The 17,799-nt window shown below is 36.1% G+C and carries 21 protein-coding genes and 1 riboswitch; of the genes, 12 read left to right on the forward strand and 9 right to left on the reverse strand.

Going from position 1 to position 17,799, the window contains the following annotated elements:
• Positions 1-266: 266 nt before the first annotated feature.
• Entirely contained in the window at positions 267-1,358 is a 1,092-nt protein-coding gene (locus tag CC99x_RS02615) for a Gfo/Idh/MocA family oxidoreductase (RefSeq protein ID WP_057624607.1), read from the reverse strand.
• Between the two features lie 316 nt (positions 1,359-1,674).
• Entirely contained in the window at positions 1,675-2,628 is a 954-nt protein-coding gene (locus tag CC99x_RS02620; RefSeq protein ID WP_057624606.1) for a hypothetical protein, read from the reverse strand.
• A 422-nt stretch (positions 2,629-3,050) separates the two neighbouring features.
• Between CC99x_RS02620 and CC99x_RS02625 the strand changes: the two genes are divergently transcribed.
• Positions 3,051-3,632 carry a DUF924 family protein gene (locus tag CC99x_RS02625; RefSeq protein ID WP_057624605.1) on the forward strand — a complete coding sequence of 194 codons (582 nt, stop codon included), beginning with the start codon at positions 3,051-3,053 and terminating at the stop codon, positions 3,630-3,632.
• A gap of 32 nt (positions 3,633-3,664) precedes the next feature.
• Positions 3,665-3,958, forward strand: a complete 294-nt coding sequence (locus tag CC99x_RS02630) for a hypothetical protein (RefSeq protein ID WP_057624604.1) — start codon at positions 3,665-3,667, stop codon at positions 3,956-3,958.
• A 33-nt stretch (positions 3,959-3,991) separates the two neighbouring features.
• Here the strand turns inward: CC99x_RS02630 and CC99x_RS02635 are convergent, their stop codons facing one another.
• Positions 3,992-4,879, reverse strand: a complete 888-nt coding sequence (locus tag CC99x_RS02635; protein WP_057624603.1) for a LysR family transcriptional regulator — start codon at positions 4,877-4,879, stop codon at positions 3,992-3,994.
• A 125-nt stretch (positions 4,880-5,004) separates the two neighbouring features.
• Between CC99x_RS02635 and CC99x_RS02640 the strand changes: the two genes are divergently transcribed.
• The 6 genes from CC99x_RS02640 (at position 5,005) to CC99x_RS02665 (ending at position 9,988) form a co-directional block, all read left to right on the forward strand.
• Positions 5,005-5,316 (forward strand): hypothetical protein, encoded by a 312-nt coding sequence (locus CC99x_RS02640; protein ID WP_057624602.1) that lies wholly within the window; start codon positions 5,005-5,007, stop codon positions 5,314-5,316.
• A gap of 482 nt (positions 5,317-5,798) precedes the next feature.
• Positions 5,799-6,491: a hypothetical protein gene (locus CC99x_RS02645; protein ID WP_141651903.1), complete on the forward strand. Its 693-nt coding sequence runs from the start codon at positions 5,799-5,801 to the stop codon at positions 6,489-6,491.
• Positions 6,492-6,539: 48 nt separating this feature from the next.
• Entirely contained in the window at positions 6,540-7,592 is a 1,053-nt protein-coding gene (locus tag CC99x_RS02650) for a P-loop NTPase family protein (protein WP_057624600.1), read from the forward strand.
• A gap of 29 nt (positions 7,593-7,621) precedes the next feature.
• On the forward strand, positions 7,622-8,209 hold the full coding sequence (locus CC99x_RS02655; RefSeq protein ID WP_057624599.1) for a methyltransferase domain-containing protein: 588 nt from the start codon (positions 7,622-7,624) through the stop codon (positions 8,207-8,209).
• A gap of 117 nt (positions 8,210-8,326) precedes the next feature.
• A complete protein-coding gene (locus tag CC99x_RS02660; protein WP_158003210.1) occupies positions 8,327-8,500 on the forward strand; it encodes a hypothetical protein in 174 nt (57 codons plus the stop codon).
• 243 nt (positions 8,501-8,743) lie between these two features.
• Entirely contained in the window at positions 8,744-9,988 is a 1,245-nt protein-coding gene (locus CC99x_RS02665; RefSeq protein ID WP_057624598.1) for a RhoGAP domain-containing protein, read from the forward strand.
• A gap of 33 nt (positions 9,989-10,021) precedes the next feature.
• On the opposite strand, the gene CC99x_RS02670 is transcribed toward CC99x_RS02665, so the two are convergent.
• The 4 genes from CC99x_RS02670 to CC99x_RS02685 all read right to left on the reverse strand — a co-directional run bounded on the left by CC99x_RS02670 (position 10,022) and on the right by CC99x_RS02685 (position 13,974).
• The gene (locus CC99x_RS02670) at positions 10,022-10,477 is read right to left on the reverse strand and encodes a GNAT family N-acetyltransferase (protein WP_057624597.1); all 456 of its coding nucleotides are present in this window, start codon (positions 10,475-10,477) and stop codon (positions 10,022-10,024) included.
• A 282-nt stretch (positions 10,478-10,759) separates the two neighbouring features.
• The gene (locus CC99x_RS02675; protein WP_057624596.1) at positions 10,760-11,557 is read right to left on the reverse strand and encodes a sulfide-dependent adenosine diphosphate thiazole synthase; all 798 of its coding nucleotides are present in this window, start codon (positions 11,555-11,557) and stop codon (positions 10,760-10,762) included.
• A gap of 22 nt (positions 11,558-11,579) precedes the next feature.
• Positions 11,580-12,470 carry an ABC transporter substrate-binding protein gene (locus CC99x_RS02680; RefSeq protein WP_057624595.1) on the reverse strand — a complete coding sequence of 297 codons (891 nt, stop codon included), beginning with the start codon at positions 12,468-12,470 and terminating at the stop codon, positions 11,580-11,582.
• Between the two features lie 206 nt (positions 12,471-12,676).
• A riboswitch (TPP riboswitch) is annotated at positions 12,677-12,784 on the reverse strand.
• Positions 12,785-12,873: 89 nt separating this feature from the next.
• The gene (locus CC99x_RS02685; protein WP_057624594.1) at positions 12,874-13,974 is read right to left on the reverse strand and encodes a dual specificity protein phosphatase family protein; all 1,101 of its coding nucleotides are present in this window, start codon (positions 13,972-13,974) and stop codon (positions 12,874-12,876) included.
• A 156-nt stretch (positions 13,975-14,130) separates the two neighbouring features.
• Between CC99x_RS02685 and CC99x_RS02690 the strand changes: the two genes are divergently transcribed.
• Positions 14,131-15,234, forward strand: coding sequence for a protein kinase domain-containing protein (locus tag CC99x_RS02690; RefSeq protein ID WP_057624593.1), 1,104 nt, complete (start codon positions 14,131-14,133; stop codon positions 15,232-15,234).
• A gap of 1 nt (position 15,235) precedes the next feature.
• Here the strand turns inward: CC99x_RS02690 and smpB are convergent, their stop codons facing one another.
• Complete coding sequence (gene smpB / locus CC99x_RS02695; protein ID WP_057624592.1) at positions 15,236-15,703, reverse strand: SsrA-binding protein SmpB; 468 nt, start codon at positions 15,701-15,703, stop codon at positions 15,236-15,238.
• A 166-nt stretch (positions 15,704-15,869) separates the two neighbouring features.
• Between smpB and CC99x_RS02700 the strand changes: the two genes are divergently transcribed.
• Together CC99x_RS02700 and CC99x_RS02705 are read left to right on the forward strand one after the other, a co-directional pair.
• A complete protein-coding gene (locus CC99x_RS02700; RefSeq protein ID WP_057624591.1) occupies positions 15,870-16,298 on the forward strand; it encodes a type II toxin-antitoxin system RatA family toxin in 429 nt (142 codons plus the stop codon).
• Positions 16,291-16,644: an RnfH family protein gene (locus CC99x_RS02705; protein WP_057624590.1), complete on the forward strand. Its 354-nt coding sequence runs from the start codon at positions 16,291-16,293 to the stop codon at positions 16,642-16,644. Before CC99x_RS02700 ends, CC99x_RS02705 begins: the two co-directional genes overlap by 8 nt.
• Here CC99x_RS02705 and CC99x_RS02710 read toward each other — a convergent pair.
• Positions 16,616-16,963, reverse strand: coding sequence for an outer membrane protein assembly factor BamE (locus CC99x_RS02710; protein ID WP_057624589.1), 348 nt, complete (start codon positions 16,961-16,963; stop codon positions 16,616-16,618). The two genes, CC99x_RS02705 and CC99x_RS02710, sit on opposite strands and share 29 nt — an antisense overlap.
• Before the next feature lie 170 nt (positions 16,964-17,133).
• Here CC99x_RS02710 and fur point away from each other — a divergent pair, with 170 nt between their 5' ends.
• Positions 17,134-17,556 carry a ferric iron uptake transcriptional regulator gene (gene fur / locus CC99x_RS02715; protein ID WP_057624588.1) on the forward strand — a complete coding sequence of 141 codons (423 nt, stop codon included), beginning with the start codon at positions 17,134-17,136 and terminating at the stop codon, positions 17,554-17,556.
• The last annotated feature ends 243 nt before the right edge of the window (positions 17,557-17,799 follow it).

Genomic DNA, 17,799 nt, shown 5'->3' on the forward strand with positions numbered 1-17,799 from the left:
TGTACCTTTTTGTATTGATTGCTATATTCTATACATTGTTCAAAGATTCTTAAATTTCAAACTAATCAAGGCTCTGAAAGCTTGTGCCATTAGCTTCATATCGCAATCGACTCCGCCAAATTAATAAATGATATAATTTCTCTTGCAGTTTTAAGCAATGGGACATTATATTTTTCTAATAATTTATAATGCCAATCATATTTTGCATGCGTTGCACCGACAAAAACTATCACTTACTTCTGGCAGCATGCAATCAATCTCAGTATTCAGTTTTGCTTTTCAATAATCAATTTATTATCAGAATTTTTCTCTACTAAAAGAGTTTTTTTATATTTACTACTTTCTTCGCATAGTAAAATAAGTTTTATCACGTTTAATGCTTCATCAGGTTGTACTGGTGAATTCACTCCATTGTTGATAGCATTCTTCAGATGCTTGAAAAATTGTATATAACAACCCTTCGAAGAAGGAACAATTTCACTGACTACTTTTCCATTTTTTAAAGTAACTAATTTTCCATAAAACTGTTCAAATTCTTTCCCAAAATCAATATCCTCTGGTGACTTGCCTTCAATGAGCGCTTGTTCCTGTGGATCCTGACCAAATTTTATAAATGACCCAGTGGTTCCATGAATCTCATATTTAGGTCCTGGAAAAAGACAAATGGAGCTGGAGGAAAGGCGAATTTGTAATTTGTTTTCGTAAATAAATCGAATGTCAAAAAAATCAATAGCATTTGCATGACTTCTTTGAACCGCAAGTTCAGCATTAAGAAATTTTGGCATACCAAAGAGGTTCAGGGCTTGGTCAATCAGATGTGCCCCTAAATCCCACAGCGTCCCAGAGCCAACATCGTTAGACTCTTTCCAGCGATGAGGTTTGGGTTCAGGGCGATAACGATCATAACGTATGTTAAAAGAACTAATTTTTCCTAACACGCCTAAGCTAATGATATTCTTTACACTTAGAAAATCACTATCCCAACGCCGATTATGATAGATTGCCAAGATCTTATTATTTCTCTTTGCAATCTCGATCAATTCTTGTCCCTCAAGCAAAGTTAATACGAATGGTTTTTCAAGAAGTACATGTTTAGAGAATAATAAAGCCTTCTTAGCTAAGTGATAATGTGTTGAATTTGGTGTTGTAATGATCACTAAATCTATTTTTGACGATTCAAATAGATTGTCTATATTCTCTTGAGACACAATTTGTGCTTTGGGGAAAACTGACTTTATCTCTTCTTCCCTGGTTGAAACCACATGCGTCACTTCAAAACCAGGCACCGCTTTTAAAAAAGGGGCGTGAAATTTCGATCCTGAAAAGCCAAAACCAATGAGCGCAGTTTTAATAGCCATATATGAAATAGTCTGAGAATGAAATGACACCAATCTAATATGAATGGAGGTATACCTCAAGTAGTCAGTTAGCTATTCTATTTGTATCAATCAATTCGTGGCTCTACCATTCATGAATTCAGCGTATTCATATTTTAAACGGGGTTATAGAATTTTTTCACGAGACAAAGGTATTGCACAGGCTTTCTTGAACTATGTCGAAGATATAAATGGATTTTTGACTGAGTGAGAAGATGCAAGCATTAAGGTAAAAACTAATCATTTACAGAGTGGTCTTGAGACCTTAATGCCAACTGCTTTAATGGTTGAATAAATATTAATTAGGGCGAAATTTCTTAATAGCTTCTTCCTGATCCTTTAAACGATGAACGCCGGCATAGAGTCCAGCTGCGTAAGCAGAGTAATTTTGGGGTGAATAACTTTTCCAATTCAAAAAGCTATTGAAATATCCCTTCCAATGCTTTGCATTTTGACCAACGATTAAACATTCTTTTATTGATTCATCATTAGGGATTTTGTTTTCTTTTAATTCTTGCAGTTTATTATAGCCAACTTTAAATAAAAATCGTTCACGAAAATATGAAATAGTGGCTCCTACATTAACGCCACCGACGAAAAGAACAACAGCTGAAAGTAAGCCTTTTAGTATACCAAATCCAGGTAAAAAGAGAGTGCTTAAGCCTACTACGCCAAATACTATTCCTGTCCAAAGAGGCCAATCGAATTTATATTTTGAAAGATATCTTTTGTTTCGATATATAATTCGCGCTAATAAATTTTCTTGTTGATGATTTAAGAAAGGTGTAGGCTTATTTATTAAGCCCCAAAAATAACAGTCTTGCAAATGGCGACATTTTAGGAGTTCTTTTAACATAAAGGATTTTAATGTTGCAAGCTTTAGATCTGCTTCACTAACACCCTCAGAAAGTCTAAATTTTAAGAATATAATCTTTTTAGCGTTATAAAAAGCAGGATCATCAAAACGAAAGTTATTTTTACGAGTCTTTTTAGTATTATCATTGCCGTAGAAAATAACTTCTATCTGAGTATGGTCAAGAAGTGCTCGAGAGTTGCTTGTTAAATGCATATCTAATCTTTTTCTTGCCTGTTCGTCAAAGCCATTCCCAAGATTATTTATTTTTAGCAAATTTTTATTTTCCAATAACGCATTGACTAAAGCTATTCTATCCGCAGGATTTGTTTGCGCATTGTCCTGCTCAGTAATCGTAAATTCAGTGGTTACTCGCGCTAAATCAAGATTGAAAGGCATTTGCAAAGTTCCTATTTTCTAATAAATATTGAGCGTTCTATGAGCTCAGAAAGACTATAGTTAGAAGCCTGTATTGTCAAGATTTATGTGTTTGATCAACCCATCCAAACCGCTTTGAGTCTGTGTTTATATTTATTAAAGGATGTAATTACTCTTTTTATATACCCACAACAGATGATTCTTACCCGTAAAGGGTACAATGTCGGTTAGGCGGCAAGCGTTCGAGCAATAGGAGTGTATACAAAATACATGACTATTGTGAGATACGCGAAGCCAACAACACCGAAGAATCATCTGTGAAGGGTATATTCACGGTTATAGCTAGACTCGCTAATAAGCGAGTATTAAGAAATCCATTTAGGTATGTATTTTTGTATAATGATAGTACGGTTAAACATCAAACCTGAGGAAAAGACAAAACAATGGATGAAATATTAAATTTTTGGTTCGATTATGAACATGAAAAGGCACCTATTTATAATCGTAAAATATGGTGGGTCAAAGATCAAAAAGTAGATAATATTCTTAGGGAAAAATTTGGCTTGCTGAGGGAAAAAGCAATAAAAGGCGAATTAGATGATTGTTTAGAATTGCCAAAAGGCACATTAGCTTATATTATTTTAATCGATCAATTTTCTCGCAATCTCTTTAGAGATACACCGAAAATGTTTGAATATGATGCTTTAGCACTGAGCGCTGCTAAAAGAGCTTTAAAGCAGGGGCTGGATAAGACATTGACTTTAACAGAGCGGGTTTTTATGTACTTGCCTTTAGAGCATTCTGAAAATATGAATGATCAAAATGAAAGTGTTGCTTTGTTTGAGCAGCTGTTAAATGAAACACCAGAGCAGTATAAATCTATTGCAGCGTTATTTTTGAATTATGCTAGAGATCATCGGTTGATTATAGAAAAATTTCAGCGCTTCCCCCATCGCAATAAAACATTATCTCGTGAAAGTACAAGCGCGGAGATTGAATTTTTAGCAAGCCATCCAGGCTATTAATACTGATGTATTACCTTAAATAAGAAGAAAAAATGCAGCTATTTATTTTAACACCATTTAATCCAAAGTGGCCCACTGCAGAATTTAAAAAATTAGATTCTATTATTGTGCGTGCTGTTTCTGAAACCAAGGCACGAGATTTAGTAAATTCGGTTACTTTTAATAGTGAAAAATCAAAAATAGGCAAACAGATCCATAACCCTTGGAAAAATAGATCTTTCTCAAAATGTGAGATATATCAAGGTACAGATTTTAGTAAAGAAGGTAAGGCTGAGGTTTTAGCACCCCTTGAATTAAATGAATATTTTAAGAAATTGAGAAAATAGCTTAGCTCATCTTTTTAAATTTTGGTTCTTAGATTATAAGCTGCTTTTTCGCGTTTCTAAAAAATTGATCAATCGAAAGGTTAAAGATTCTTTGGCTGCATTGGGTGGGCATACCGCATAGACACCAAGTGATTGGATGGACCATGCGGGTAGTGGTTCTATGAGCAAGCCCTGACGTATATCTTCTTCGACCAGAAATGAGGGAGGGGTGGCAAGCCCTAATCCTGCAGTAGCAAATTGGCAAATAGCATCTAGATTATCAACAATCATTCTTGGTTTAAAATTGATTTGAAACTGTTTGCCTGTTTTATTGACTAAGGTTCTTTGATCGGGGCGTGTTTTAAGTCCGATCCAATCCCAATTTATAAGATCTTGGGGTTTGCGTGGATGTTTTCTGCTCTGCATGTAACTTGGTGCGACAATAAGTGTTCGTTTCATTTCAAAAAGCTTTTTCGCTTTTAATGTGTCGTTTTTTAAATCCCCAATACGTATCGCAAGATCAATACCTTCTCGAATTAAGTCTTGCTGCAGATCAGTGAAGCTAATTGATAATGTGATTTTAGGAAAAGTTTTGGCAAAAAGAGCGAGATCTTTAATCAATGAACTTCGAGTGAGAACAGCTGGCACAGTAATAATTAATTTACCAGAAGGCTCAGATGATTTTTGAGTAATGATATTAAGCCCATTCTCTGCGGCTTGTACCATTTTCTGAACAGAAAAGAATAATTGTTCACCTTCTTGGGTAAGAGAAAGACTTCGCGTAGAGCGATAAAGTAAGGTAACCCCTAATCGTTCCTCGAGTTGAGAAATGTGGTGGCTGACGACAGAGGGGGACAGCTTTAATTCTTTTGCTCCATTGCGAAAGGAGCCTGCTTCTACTGTCTTGGCAAAGATTGCAAGTGCACGTAACTCATCAATCATTATTTAATCCAATCGAACAATTAGTTCTAATAATAGCATCTAATAAATTTTTATTATATATGCTACTCTGTTTTTTTTTAAAAATACCGCAATATTCAATTATTTTATATTTGGAGATAAAAAATATGTCAAATAGAATTCAGATAGTAAATGTAGAAGATGTTCTGCCAGACATGGAACCAGCAGCGCAGCGTGAATTGTTACAATCATTTATACCTGTGCGTAACAATAGAAGAAATATGAGAGGAGATATTGGAAATCTTCTGGAAAATCAAGAGAATGAGCAAGAAAATCAAGAAAATGTGTTAGAAAGATCTATTCCCGCGCGTTTACTTGCGTTTTTGCATTTGCGTAACCCAAATATTAGTATACATCCTCAGCCTCAAGATCCAACGCCTCGTACTAGCGCTTCAAGAGAGCGAAGAAGAAATAGATAAAATACAGGACAGCCACAATAAGTTGCTTGATCCGAAGATTTTAAGCTAGAATTTCTTTCAGTAACAAGGAAGTTTATTTTAGCTTATGGCCTTAGCTCGTTCAGAACAAATCGATTTAAATGCAACGCTGTATTATCACGTCATGAATCGAAGGCTTAAAAGGTACTCATTCAAATCTTAGTTCAATATTTCATCCGTTAATCGCATCATAGATTATTTACAATCAAAGTCATCAATGATGAGGCACAATTGCTAATCATTATTCAATTATTGCATTTTTTTAACTGTGGCCGTCTAATTTTCCTTTGATTTTATGTGAATTTTTAGTTTGGATGTTCTAATTTTGGATATCTTAATGATGGCTGTCCTGATTTGCAAAAGTTAACTAACTTGCTATTTTTGCGGGTTTTAAAGGCTTCACGCCACTTTTTTGCTGGCTTTAATTTGATATAATCATCTTTTTATTTGCAATAAGCACGATCATGCGTACAAAAATTATCAATAAATGTATATCTGTCTCTGTTTTTTGTTTAGCGCTCATTTCTCCAATCATGCTAAGTGCCACTTCCTTGCCTTCACCTAATGATAAAACAGCAACAGCATTAAAACCAAAATTAAATAGTGAACGTATTGAGCATTTCTTTGGTAACTATGGTGTGGAAACCATTAATGCATGTAGTGATATTTTCCCAGATAGCCGTATATCAAATTTATATTCGATGCATGATAAACAGAAAATCACGAGAACTTTTGCGGTTGTTGATTATGTTTCTCCCATTCCTGAACTATTACGTGCTGTGCATGATCAAAAGATTCAGTCTGGTGAATCTATTGGAAGAGCCTTGAAAAATGCTGGTTGGGAAATCCTAAAAACACCTATTTATTTTGGAGAAATAAATTTATCTGCCCCTGCAATGAAATGGATGCATGAGGCAAAGAGAAGCAAAGGCACTGCCTATATCTATCAATTATCGGTATACAACAAAGAGCATCCAAATTACATTTCATATTGCACAATTTCAGAAATATATAGTCCACAATACTTAACCAAAGAGTGGATGAAAGCACTCTATGGAGATGAGGCGTATTTTGAACATGATGATGACGATCTTTTTGTGAAAATGACACTACAAAAAGTAGAAAATTGTTTGAATAAATTACCAATTTCAAATTAGATGCTCCACATTGAGTAGAGAACTTTTATTGTTAACTAGGGTTATTGTATGAGCGCATCTGGGCCTAGAGCATTTTTTTTTAATATATATCTTGCTGGAGACCCTAAGGTTGGTAAGAAGCATCTCATACAAAGGATGGTAGAGGGACAATATAGTGAAATTTTAGCGGATGATTTCGCACAAGGTCAGATGCATGTGCATAAAGATATTAGATTGTGTTTTCATTTTGTTCCATCGGAAGGTATTAGTAGAGTGAATGCCCTTTTGTATCCAAAGGGTATGCATGCTGTACTTTTGGTCGTCGATCCTTGTGATAAAGCATCCGTGCAAAATGCAGAATTTTGGTTGAATGATACAAATAGATATATAGGAGATACAGCCTATAAAATGCTGCTTATTGCTAAATCTGACATCTCAGAAGTAGAGTGGCAGGTAAAAAAATCAGAATTAGGTATATTGGCTTCAACGCTTAGATTACCTGCGATAGAGATCTCTGCAAAAAATGGAGAGCATATTGAATTTTTAATTTCGCACATGATTGATGAATGTAAGAAATATTATGGCATAGCAGAAATGCTGCCGCATTTTAAACTCGTCAACAAGAAATCAAAAAAAACACTTGCAGAATCTTCAGAAGAAATTATGGCTGATAGAGGTATTTGTCCAGAAATTATACAAATATTGCAAACACGCTATGATAAATTAGCACTTAAATTTCAAGATGTAAATTTTGATTCGTTGGGTACATTAGATAGTTTATTATCATCTAAGAAAGAATCGACAAAACTTTCTCGTTTTGTTGCATTACATATGATTTTAACCAAAGCACGTGCCATAAATGCAACTGGCACAAATACGCTTAGAATGAAAATCTCGGATGTTGTTTCATCTATTTTCATAGATTTAAATGAGAATGATAAAGAGGCATTTCGTAAAAGCACATCCAGTATCAGTTCTGGTAATTTTGGCAGATTTAAGAACAGTCAATTTGGCAAGATGATGCAGAAAATTAATCAATACTATTTAGAAGATTTAGATCCATTAGGATTTGAAGATTTTTCTAGAGAAACTATATCAAAAAAATACTATAAATTAAGCTAAAAGCCTAGTTTTTAAGAAATGAGAAGAATATGACTGAATTGATTGCTCGAAATAATGCAATATATTTTGAAAGTGCTAAGGCTTATCCTTTTGATCACCGAGGTGTAAAGTGGGCAAGTGCAGAATCTCAACGTATCAGATTTGAAGTATTGTGTGAAATTGCAGAGAATTTTTTTAAATCTTCAATCTTAGATGTGGGTTGTGGCCTAGGCCACTTGATTGATTATTTGCAAAGTAATCAATTTAGTGGTGTGTACAAAGGTATTGATACCGTTGATCAAATGGTTCTTCAGGCCAAAAAGCGTTATCCGCTATTTAATTTTGAAACCAACGATCTAGATGCAATGAAGGATGTTGCATATGATTATGTTATTGCCAGTGGCATTTTTACATTTGTAAACTGGTCTTCGATGCAAAATACAATTGAGAAATTATTTTTATGTTCCAAAAAAGGAGTTGCTTTTAATAGTTTGAGTGCTTTATCAATAGAAAAAGAATCTGAGATATTTTATCCAGATCCAATCAAAGTTTTTGAATTTTGTAAAAAAATCACTTCGAATGTAGTATTAAGACAAGACTACATGCCACATGATTTCACCATTTACCTGTATCACTAGCCTAAGATATCTGCATAAACTAACAAACTGTATATCTACTGCCCCTCTTTAAAACTTTAATAAATCCTTTAAATGACGATATAAGTATTAAGTACAGTTTTATGGAGAAAAGGCAGTATGGGCAATCGTAATATTCCTGATCATGATGAGCGAACAGAAAGCCATCATTATCATAAAGAAGAAACAGGCCATGATCATGATCATGAGCGTGAAAAAAGGCGTGATAGAGAGCGCGAGAGTGTGCGTAAAGAACGAGATCGCCAAAATGCAACAACACCTAAAAAAAGATAAATCCACAATCTTTTTTAATCAGCATCCTATTTTCTAGCCACTTATGATGAGCGGTTTTATTTTGAAAAACTGTATAATAATACAGTTTTTCTTGTGCGCTTGATAATTTTTATTCTATAAGATATTTGATGGTAATCATTATATTAGCTAATATTTTCAGTTGTTTTTAAATATATCCTTTCTTTTTTATATTAGGCTTCGTTAAGATATCAATTAACTTGAAATAACTTTTGAGGTGCAGAAATGGCAGCAAGAGGACCACATGATTTAAGCAATAATGAAATTCTACACATGGTGAGAGATATTATTGGACAAATAGAAAATAATGAAGAATTATTGAATATACGCGGTATATTAAGGGTTGCTGGCAGCCACGATGCTGCTCAAACAATATTGGAAACAGGGAAAGTCCCGCCTATTACAAGTGAAAATATCCATACTATCGTTGATGTTCTAAAACGAAGTTTGTCACTCATGACAACAAGAATCCCCTCTATAGACACGACAGGACTAGCCACACTGCAAGCGATTGCTGCGAATGTGTCGGATCAAGAAACTTCAAAAATAGCATTAGCAAATGCATTTCAAGACTTTGTTGATAATTTAGCGAGGAGTAATGACATAGATAAAGAGTCATTAGGAGAAATTTTGCATAACTATATGCATTTGGGAAAAGTTATTTCTCAATATGAAGCAACAAATAAGATGACTACAAACAATTGCGCAATTGTGATTGGCCCTAGAATGAATGAAGTTTTAAATTTAGTCCCCATCCCTGCTGCAGGTGATCCCGCTTTGGTGATGAGTGCTGCAGCAAAAGCAAGTTTAGTGAATGATGCGATTCGTATTGGCATTGAATCTGGTAATTATGATGTACATTTTGATCAAAAATATGCTGAAGTAAAATTCAATTCCCGTCAAAGAATGATAACTGCAGTTGAAAGCCAAACTGAAAAAACTGGGGCATCTTTAGAAAAATTGATGACATTACTTGAGAAAATTACTGGGGAAATAAAACAAACGGAGCGTAGTTTAGATACATTGAAAAACCAGAAAGACCAATTAAAAGGAAGAGGCGGACTGCTTCATAAGAAAACGCCCGAAGAGAAGAAATTTTTAGCACAAACGAGAGCAGCACTCCTTAGAGAGCAAGAACATTATAAAAGTTTATCAGAACGATTAGACGCGCTACATAGAGATATAGAAGATTTTGAAAAGAGCCGTATAAAATTTGACCATACTCGTTCAGAATTAACGGCTTCTATGAGGCGTTTGGAACATTATTTGCCATCCAGTCCCTCAACAACAGATTCTGATACGACAGTATCGGATGATGAGTTTGCAATGATAGAAAATACGGAGCGTGCCTTTATGCCATCTGTCGGAGTAACCACGACGACAACAGCAATTGTGCCCGATCCAGATAAAGAACGAGAATTGTCATCCGAAGATCGCTCGCCACCTCGAACACCTCGCTCTTCACAATAGAGAACATGCACAATAAACCTTCTCCCTGAGCTTTTAAGCTTCAGGAGAGGGTTTGCTTTTTTCTTGTGTGATAAGATTTTTTCTCAAAAAATAGAAAACGGAATTCTTTGCAAAGCCATGCCGTTCGAATTCAATCTCAAAGCCCAGTTTTTGATAAAATCCGAGCGCTTCCCAATCCATCGTGTTCACAGTCATGAAATTACAATTCCGCTCTTTTGCATATTGTTCAGCTGCTTGCATTAATTTTGTACCATAGCCTTGTCCGCGTAAGAGTTCTGCAACCCAGAGTTGCCCAATGTATAAGCAGCCATATAAATTGTCGCCATTGCAGCCTCCTTGAATTTTTCCTTGTGCATCACGAATAAAAAAAGCAAAAAAGTCGATGACCTGCAGGCCTTTCATTTTCTGAGCATGCGTAGAAATGCCGTCACAGAGTACTTGGGTGTCTTGCTGAGAAGGGGAAGATTCAAAGGAAATTTGATAGGACATGATATTACCTTTAGTTTAACAACTAAGCATGAAATCCCGTATGGCTAGATAAATTATTTTATAATGGTTAAAATATCAAGCTTAGTTTAGTTATAAACGAGTTAATGAGGAGCTTATTATGGCAAAAGGTCAAGATAAGAAAAAAGAAGAAAAAAAGAAACCAACAAAAACTTTGAAAGAAAAGCGTCAAGCTAAAAAAGAAAAGAAAGAAGGCAAGTAAATCATTACTTGTATACCTGCCTTGTGTATAAGCGCGCCAAGGCAGGTATTTGTATAGATATCCTACTTAGTTGTTTCTCGTTGCTTAGTTTCTAGTGCCGTACAAGCAATTTCTCCCGCGCGTTTGCCAGAGAGCAGCATACCACCAAAGGTAGGTCCCATTCGTGGTAAGCCACATTTTTCTGATACAGCCATCCCAGAAATGATTAAGTTAGGAAATACCTCTCCTGTGCGTGCTACAATTTCTTTTTCAGAGGCTTCTACCCACAAGGGGCCCATCCCTTTAGATTCCAGCATTTGCCTTTTACCAAGCAATCGGCAAATAATCGCATCATGCCCTGTTGCATCGATGACGAGTTTAGATTCAATGATGATAGGATCTAAGCAAGTGATCATTCTGGGCAATTGTGTGACAGGCATAGAATTAATGACTAAGCCAGTTAATACTTTATTTTTAACAACAACATCTTCAACAATGGTCATATTCAAAAATGTAACACCTGCTTCACAAGCACCTCGTATTAAACCAGAAGCAAAAAAAGCGGAGTCTGCCACAAAAAGCCCTGGTTTATATTCTTTATAGGCAATATTCAATTCATCTAAAATCGCTTGAGCAGGGGCACGCAAAGTGACTTTATTCATTAAGTAGCCACCGATCCACATGCCGCCACCCAGATAATTATTTCTTTCTATGATGGTGACTTTATAGCCACGTTGTGCAAGATATCGACCTGCAACCAGTCCTGAGGGGCCTGCACCAGCGATAATCACATCTGATTCAACCGCTGAGTCAAGTTGAGCATGGTATTCATGGATAATAGCGCGTGTTATTTCTTTTTCATCGATCTGTGTAAACATCATTTGTTTCCTTGTACTGCAATGATTAAACGGGAGAGAAAAAACGGTTGGTATAGCACTCTGAGAGGGAGAGTTGAGCGTCTGTGATCTTTAGGCGCTGTGCATAATTTTTTACTTTTTGCCAATCTCTATCAACATTTTTTAAGTCTGAAGAGAAATAAGGATGCGTTGCCTGAAAAATTTTCTGATAAACAGGTCTATTTAAACTGGGTTTTGTCGCTATTAAACATTTCCACGCTTGCTCGGGATCTTTTTTTGTTACTTGTAACCCCTGTTGTAACGCTTGTAAAAAGCGATGAATCATTTGATGGTTGTCTTGTAAAAATGAATCATGTGCGATGACTTGAATAGAGCAAAAACAGCAACATCCTAATTGAGCCATTTCATCAATAGGCATTAAATAGGAAGGCATGCCCGCTGCTTCAAGTTCTATTTGTTGGAAGCTAGCAATACCAATTGCAGCATCAACGTGACCTGTTAAAATGGCTTGTGTGGCATCCATACCAACGCGTATAGCTTCATAGCAATTAATCGGAAAACCTGCTTCTTGTACAAGATTATCAATCATTATTTTTCCAAATTCACCCACATAACCAATGCGTTTATTTTGAATGTCTGCGATGTGTTTTATACGCTGCTTTAAAGGAGAAATAAGTCCTGTAGGCGGTTCATCTAATACAGTAGCGATAGATTGAATTGCATAACCGCGTGCGCGTGCAGCGAAACAATGTACCATGGCTTTTAGCCCTAATTTAATAGCACCCGTTCCGATGATTTTTGTGACATCGCTGGGATTGGTTGGTTCTATAATGGCAAGATCGATACCATATTTTTCAAAAAATCCCATTTCTTGAGCAACCACTAAAGGTGCGTGATAAGGATTTAGATACCAATTGAGTAAAAAAGGAACATGCATAAGCACCTCTTACTATTTTTGAGACAGTTTCTAATGAAAAAGAATTGAAGTAATATTTTGAAATGCAAAGCAAAAGAAAAAGCGATAGTCATGTGCGAAGACTATAATTGCTTGAAAATTTCAAAATAATAAGATGCGATCAACGATCGGGCATGTGGAATAAATAAGGTAAGTATTTAATAAGTGAAATTGATAAAAATAAAGCATAGTCAAACATTTCTCTTCCCTCCGCAGATATTATTCAGAGCAGGTTCAGCGGGTTCAATCAAATAAATTGATCATCTCAGCACAACTGTGCACCCCGAGAGTTTAAGCCATCGTTACAAATTGAAGTACTAATGGCTATCGTTTGAAAATTCTAGACATACTGTTAATAAAAGTAAAGCATCTATTGAAAAATAGTTTAGAGCTTTAATTTCTTATCTAGCTCTAAAGTAAGCTCTTCGACCTGTGGTACATTGTTATTTCTTGCTGCTTGTCCTGCTGCATAAATGGGATAATACCAAACAAGATCTTGTGTATAAGGCCTTTGTCCAGTCAGACTTGCATGCAAAGTTCGTATTTGGCCAGCATTTAAATTTCTTAATAGCGCGCTAAAATCTTGAAGTAAATAGGTTTCCAAAGTTCGACAATGTTGATCAACAGTGTTGCGATTAAATAGCGTCACGATATACCAAAGAGTGCTTGCGAGCCAAGAAGGTGTACTCACAAAAGAAGGAGATATGTTCACAGGGCGAAGCATCATTTCTTGTTCTGATGTTTTTGAGTAGAGTGGTGTGAGATCAGATCTATATTCAGCTCTGTATTGTTCAATAAAATGATATTGTGCTTTTGACAAAGAGATCTCAGGACGTTTTTCTCGCACAAAAGCAATTGCTTCCTCAGGCGTGTAATCAAGAAATTGCATGAGATAGCAAATAACCATAACGACACTGCGACCCCTACCTGCTTTGCAATGCACATAGGCGGTTTTTCCATTGTGAATGCATTGATGCATTTGTTCTACTGCAATACGAATTTGCTCTAATGGTACATCGCCGCCAAAATCACGCATTTTCACTTGCAAATGTGTGACATCTTTTTCTACCCAAAAGTGTGGTGATACGGGGGTGAGTGCAAGTAGCCCATTACCCTTTAACTCAAAATCTCCGCAACAAGAAACAACCAAGCCAAGCTTTCTGCTTTCTAGGAAGGATTCTTCCAATAATAAAGAGCCATGCTCCCAGTCTGCAATGGGGATTGCACCAAGCTTCAAACCGGGAATGATAGTAGACCACCAAGGTCGGTTATTTCTTAAAATAGGTAATATACGTGGGAGAACAGATACAGTGTAGAAAGTAAATCCATATTGAAATTTAGCAAAAAAAGAAGAATCAGATTCGGATTCAAGTGTTGTAGACCTTGCTGATGGTTGGCCTATGTATGGCACAATGGCATAAGAGGTTGCATCATTGCCTGTCTTTGTTTCTTCTGATTCTTTAGAAGTATTTGTGCCGTTTAGCATAGATATTACCTTCGATATTACCTTGAGTTAATTTTTACTATACCCTAATAGATCTTAGCAATGTGAGTCATCTGATTTTTAGTTGTTATTTAACTTTCATTATTCTTTGACACAAATACAATTTATTTAAACACTGGATAGGCTTGTAAAAAATATATGCTTGAATCTGTACGTAAAATTAAAAACAGCTCTGCGACTATCTTAAAAATTCATCGCTATCGAGCCTTTTCTGCTGTTGAACGCGCAGATAGTACCAATTATGTTGATACAACAGGCACAATAGAGCATTCAATTGTTATTACAAGCAATGAGCGTTATTTTGCATTGCTAAAGCGTTTAGGGGCAGGCGCTTATGGTGTGGTAAAAAAAGCACTTGATTTGCTCTCAGGACAGGCAGTTGTTGTGAAAATAGAGCGTGTTGATGATACAGTCGCTTATTGCCAAGATCTGTATTGCTCAAAACTGGGTTCACAAAAAATAGAAGAGACAGAAATTCAGTTAAAGCTAGAAAAAGCACGAGCTCAGATTGGGGAGGCAGTACAAGAGCAGCTCATGCTTGAGGAGCAAGTCAATAAAGCTTTGGGCAGATTTCATGGTTCTTTATACCGAAAAAATGCACAAGGTATGCGGAAGCGTTATTTGTTCATTGACTATGTAGACGCACAAAATCTCTATGAACAAAATCATATGCTTTCTTCATACCAAGAAAGTCTTGAGGTTGGATTGCAGGTTTTAGAAGCGCTGCAAAATTTACATGCGGTTGGTTATTATCATGGAGACTTAAATCTCTGGAATATCTTGTATTCAGCTGTTAAAACAGATGTTGCCCTCCCCTCCGTACACATCATTGATTTTGGATGCGCACTCAAAAATGAAATGGGAAAGCCAGCACAAGGTCAAATCAGAGGTACACATATTGCACCTGAGTTGTTTCTACAAAATGAGACATCAGATTTGTGTGATTTCACCTTACAAACAGAAGTATTTGCAGCAGGTATGCTATTGTACGAATTATTAACCAAAGATGTGTTTGATGCCTACCGAGATAAAAAATTTGCTGATTATAAGCAAGCATATCAGCAACATTATCAGGCTATTGTAGAAAAATTAAGAGTCCAATCTGATATGCCTTGGTGTGAACTTGTTCGACGGATGATAGAGTCAGATCCTAAAGATAGACCTAATTTATCGGATGCTATTGCGGAGGTTCGAGTACTTTTAGACGCTATTTTAAAAGAAAAAAGTAAAATTAAGATGTAGATTACTTTTTTAAGATGCGTTGGCGACTGCGTTGCCAATCGCGTTCTTTGATGGTTTCACGTTTATCATGCAGCTTTTTACCCTTCGCAACTGCGATGAGTACTTTGACAAAGCTATTTTTCCAGTACATTTTCAAGGGGACAATGGTGTAGCCATCTCTTTCTTTTGCGCCGATAAGCTTTCTTATTTCACGTTTATTTAGGAGAAGTTTTCGTGTACGTTGTGACTCCGCTGTGACATGGGTTGATGCACTATTTAAAGGGACAATTTGAGAGCCTAGGAGCCATGCTTCATTATTTTTCAAAATAACATAGCTATCCGCAATATTTCCTTTCCCAGCTCGAAGGCTTTTTACTTCCCAACCTGTGAGCGCAATACCTGCTTCTAAGGTGTCTTCAAAACTATATTCAAATTTTGCTTTGCGGTTTACGGCAATTTGATTGTTTTCTTCAGTTTTTTTCTTTTTCATGATGTATCTGCCGGATTAAGCCGTTGAACTAAATTAAATATCTATGCGATTTTAAACTATATAACAATCAAAGAAAATAGTACAATAAGGCCAGTCGTCGAGCTTCTCGGAAAGAAGATAAAGCTCATTCCCTGCAAAAAATACGATAGTTTACATTTTCAAGCTTATGCCTATCATTACACAACAACAAATACTGCCATACCACGCTGCTGACATGTATGCGCTCGTTAATGACATTGAACGTTATCCTGAGTTTTTGCCCATGTGTGTTGATGCAAAGATCTTATCTAAAACAGAGAATGAGCTTTGTGCCACATTATTTATTCAAAAAGGGCCTTTACAGTTTAGTTTTTCAACACGAAATAATTTGATTGTAGATAAACAAGTAGAAATGCTTCTATTAGATGGGCCTTTTGAATATTTGAGAGGGAAATGGGTATTTACGGATCGCTCTCAAGGCTCAGATGTTAATCTGAAGCTTGATTTTGAAATGAAGAATACATTGTTGAAATTGACTTTGGGGCCTGTCTTTAGTGCCTTGGCTTATAGCATGGTTGAAATTTTTAGTAAAAGAGCGAAAAAATTATATGATTAAGATTGAAGTCGCTGCTGCGACTACCGAATTGCAAAAAATAATTGCAATTGAAATTGAAGCTAATGCAAATATACGTCAAGCGATAGAATTGTCAGGTATTTTGTCCTATTTTACAGACTTTCCTACAGTCACATTGCTTGAGGCTTGTGGTTTTTCTGTTGGTGTTTATAGCAAAGCTGCGACAATGGATACTGTTTTACAAGATGGGGACAGAGTAGAAATTTATTTGCCTTTAAAACAAAGTGCAATCGATGCGCGCAAAGCAAGAGTGCAGCAGAAGAAAGCGCGTCAGAAAGTCAGGCACAAAAAAGTAAGACCTACGCGTTTTGCTTCATTGCATGAGTAGGTGATTGATCGTGAATGACATGATCGACTTTGCCATTTACAAAGAAAACAGCAAGGTGCTTGCGCTCAATGTCGCCATGCCGAGGTTTTAAATAATAAACATAATCCCAGCGTTGATTGTGAAATACATCTTGCAACAGAGGTGTTCCCATGATGAAGCGTACTTGATCTTCATTCATACCAGGTTGAAGTTGAGCAACTTTCTCTTCAGATATAGTATTGCCTTGCTGAATTGCAAAGCGATAGGGCTTGAAAGCACAATTATTTAAAAGTAACAGTGTCAGTCCAACGAAAATCGCTTTTATTAATTGTTTTTTCATAGTTTTTTAGACGCATAGTTAATTATTTTTTAAGCATGCAAAGGCTAACATGCTGAACTTCATCAATCAACTATATCCTTCGTATTGCGCGCTTATCTTGCAGACGATAAATAATTGTGATAGCTTACTCTGGATTTTTAGCGAATAATTTAAGCAAGGGCATTAGTGATATGACAGATGTCAAACTAGAAAATACCGAATTACGTAAAGCGGGTTTAAAAGTGACTTTGCCCCGGATCAAAATCTTAAATATTTTGGAAAGTTCTGCTACTCGTCATATCAGTGCTGAAGATGTATATAAGCAGTTATTAGAATCTGGAGATGATGTTGGTTTGGCTACTGTATACCGTGTGCTTACACAATTTGAAGCAGCGGGTTTGGTCGTAAGACATCACTTTGAAACAGGGCATGCTGTGTTTGAATTGGATCAAGGCGAGCATCATGATCACTTAGTTTGCATTAAATGTGGTCATGTTCAAGAATTTGTTGACGATATCATTGAAAAGCGTCAGCAAGAAATAGCAGAAAAACTTTCTTTTAAAATTACAGATCATTGTCTTTATTTGTATGGTACATGCGGAGATTGTCAGTAGCCTTCGCCACTCATTTTTTGGTGTTGCTTCCTTTCTCAATGAACAACACTGATTCGTTGTGCGAATCAATTTTCTTTCTTTGTTATCAAAGAAAGAGGCACCTTTAGGTGCAGAGAAGGATTTTCAAAATAATGTTTTAAAAAATCCATCTGCTCGCTTTAGCGAGCCTCTTCCCTTGATTTCAAGGGAAGAGAGCCATTCACTTCGTTCATTAGTAAAATAACTCGTGATGCCATCGTATAT

The sequence above is a fragment of the Candidatus Berkiella cookevillensis genome (genome assembly GCF_001431315.2).
GTDB lineage: Bacteria > Pseudomonadota > Gammaproteobacteria > Berkiellales > Berkiellaceae > Berkiella_A > Berkiella_A cookevillensis.

Coding starts and splice junctions, on each gene's coding strand:
- CC99x_RS02685 (WP_057624594.1), bottom strand. CDS start 13,974: ATGCTAAACGGCACAAATACTTCTAAAGAATCAGAAGAAACAAAGACA.
- CC99x_RS02640 (WP_057624602.1), top strand. CDS start 5,005: ATGTCAAATAGAATTCAGATAGTAAATGTAGAAGATGTTCTGCCAGAC.
- CC99x_RS02645 (WP_141651903.1), top strand. CDS start 5,799: ATGCGTACAAAAATTATCAATAAATGTATATCTGTCTCTGTTTTTTGT.
- fur (WP_057624588.1), top strand. CDS start 17,134: ATGACAGATGTCAAACTAGAAAATACCGAATTACGTAAAGCGGGTTTA.
- CC99x_RS02710 (WP_057624589.1), bottom strand. CDS start 16,963: ATGAAAAAACAATTAATAAAAGCGATTTTCGTTGGACTGACACTGTTA.
- CC99x_RS02630 (WP_057624604.1), top strand. CDS start 3,665: ATGCAGCTATTTATTTTAACACCATTTAATCCAAAGTGGCCCACTGCA.
- smpB (WP_057624592.1), bottom strand. CDS start 15,703: ATGAAAAAGAAAAAAACTGAAGAAAACAATCAAATTGCCGTAAACCGC.
- CC99x_RS02665 (WP_057624598.1), top strand. CDS start 8,744: ATGGCAGCAAGAGGACCACATGATTTAAGCAATAATGAAATTCTACAC.
- CC99x_RS02650 (WP_057624600.1), top strand. CDS start 6,540: ATGAGCGCATCTGGGCCTAGAGCATTTTTTTTTAATATATATCTTGCT.
- CC99x_RS02655 (WP_057624599.1), top strand. CDS start 7,622: ATGACTGAATTGATTGCTCGAAATAATGCAATATATTTTGAAAGTGCT.
- CC99x_RS02635 (WP_057624603.1), bottom strand. CDS start 4,879: ATGATTGATGAGTTACGTGCACTTGCAATCTTTGCCAAGACAGTAGAA.
- CC99x_RS02675 (WP_057624596.1), bottom strand. CDS start 11,557: ATGATGTTTACACAGATCGATGAAAAAGAAATAACACGCGCTATTATC.
- CC99x_RS02690 (WP_057624593.1), top strand. CDS start 14,131: ATGCTTGAATCTGTACGTAAAATTAAAAACAGCTCTGCGACTATCTTA.
- CC99x_RS02700 (WP_057624591.1), top strand. CDS start 15,870: ATGCCTATCATTACACAACAACAAATACTGCCATACCACGCTGCTGAC.
- CC99x_RS02620 (WP_057624606.1), bottom strand. CDS start 2,628: ATGCCTTTCAATCTTGATTTAGCGCGAGTAACCACTGAATTTACGATT.
- CC99x_RS02660 (WP_158003210.1), top strand. CDS start 8,327: ATGGGCAATCGTAATATTCCTGATCATGATGAGCGAACAGAAAGCCAT.
- CC99x_RS02625 (WP_057624605.1), top strand. CDS start 3,051: ATGGATGAAATATTAAATTTTTGGTTCGATTATGAACATGAAAAGGCA.
- CC99x_RS02670 (WP_057624597.1), bottom strand. CDS start 10,477: ATGTCCTATCAAATTTCCTTTGAATCTTCCCCTTCTCAGCAAGACACC.
- CC99x_RS02705 (WP_057624590.1), top strand. CDS start 16,291: ATGATTAAGATTGAAGTCGCTGCTGCGACTACCGAATTGCAAAAAATA.
- CC99x_RS02680 (WP_057624595.1), bottom strand. CDS start 12,470: ATGCATGTTCCTTTTTTACTCAATTGGTATCTAAATCCTTATCACGCA.
- CC99x_RS02615 (WP_057624607.1), bottom strand. CDS start 1,358: ATGGCTATTAAAACTGCGCTCATTGGTTTTGGCTTTTCAGGATCGAAA.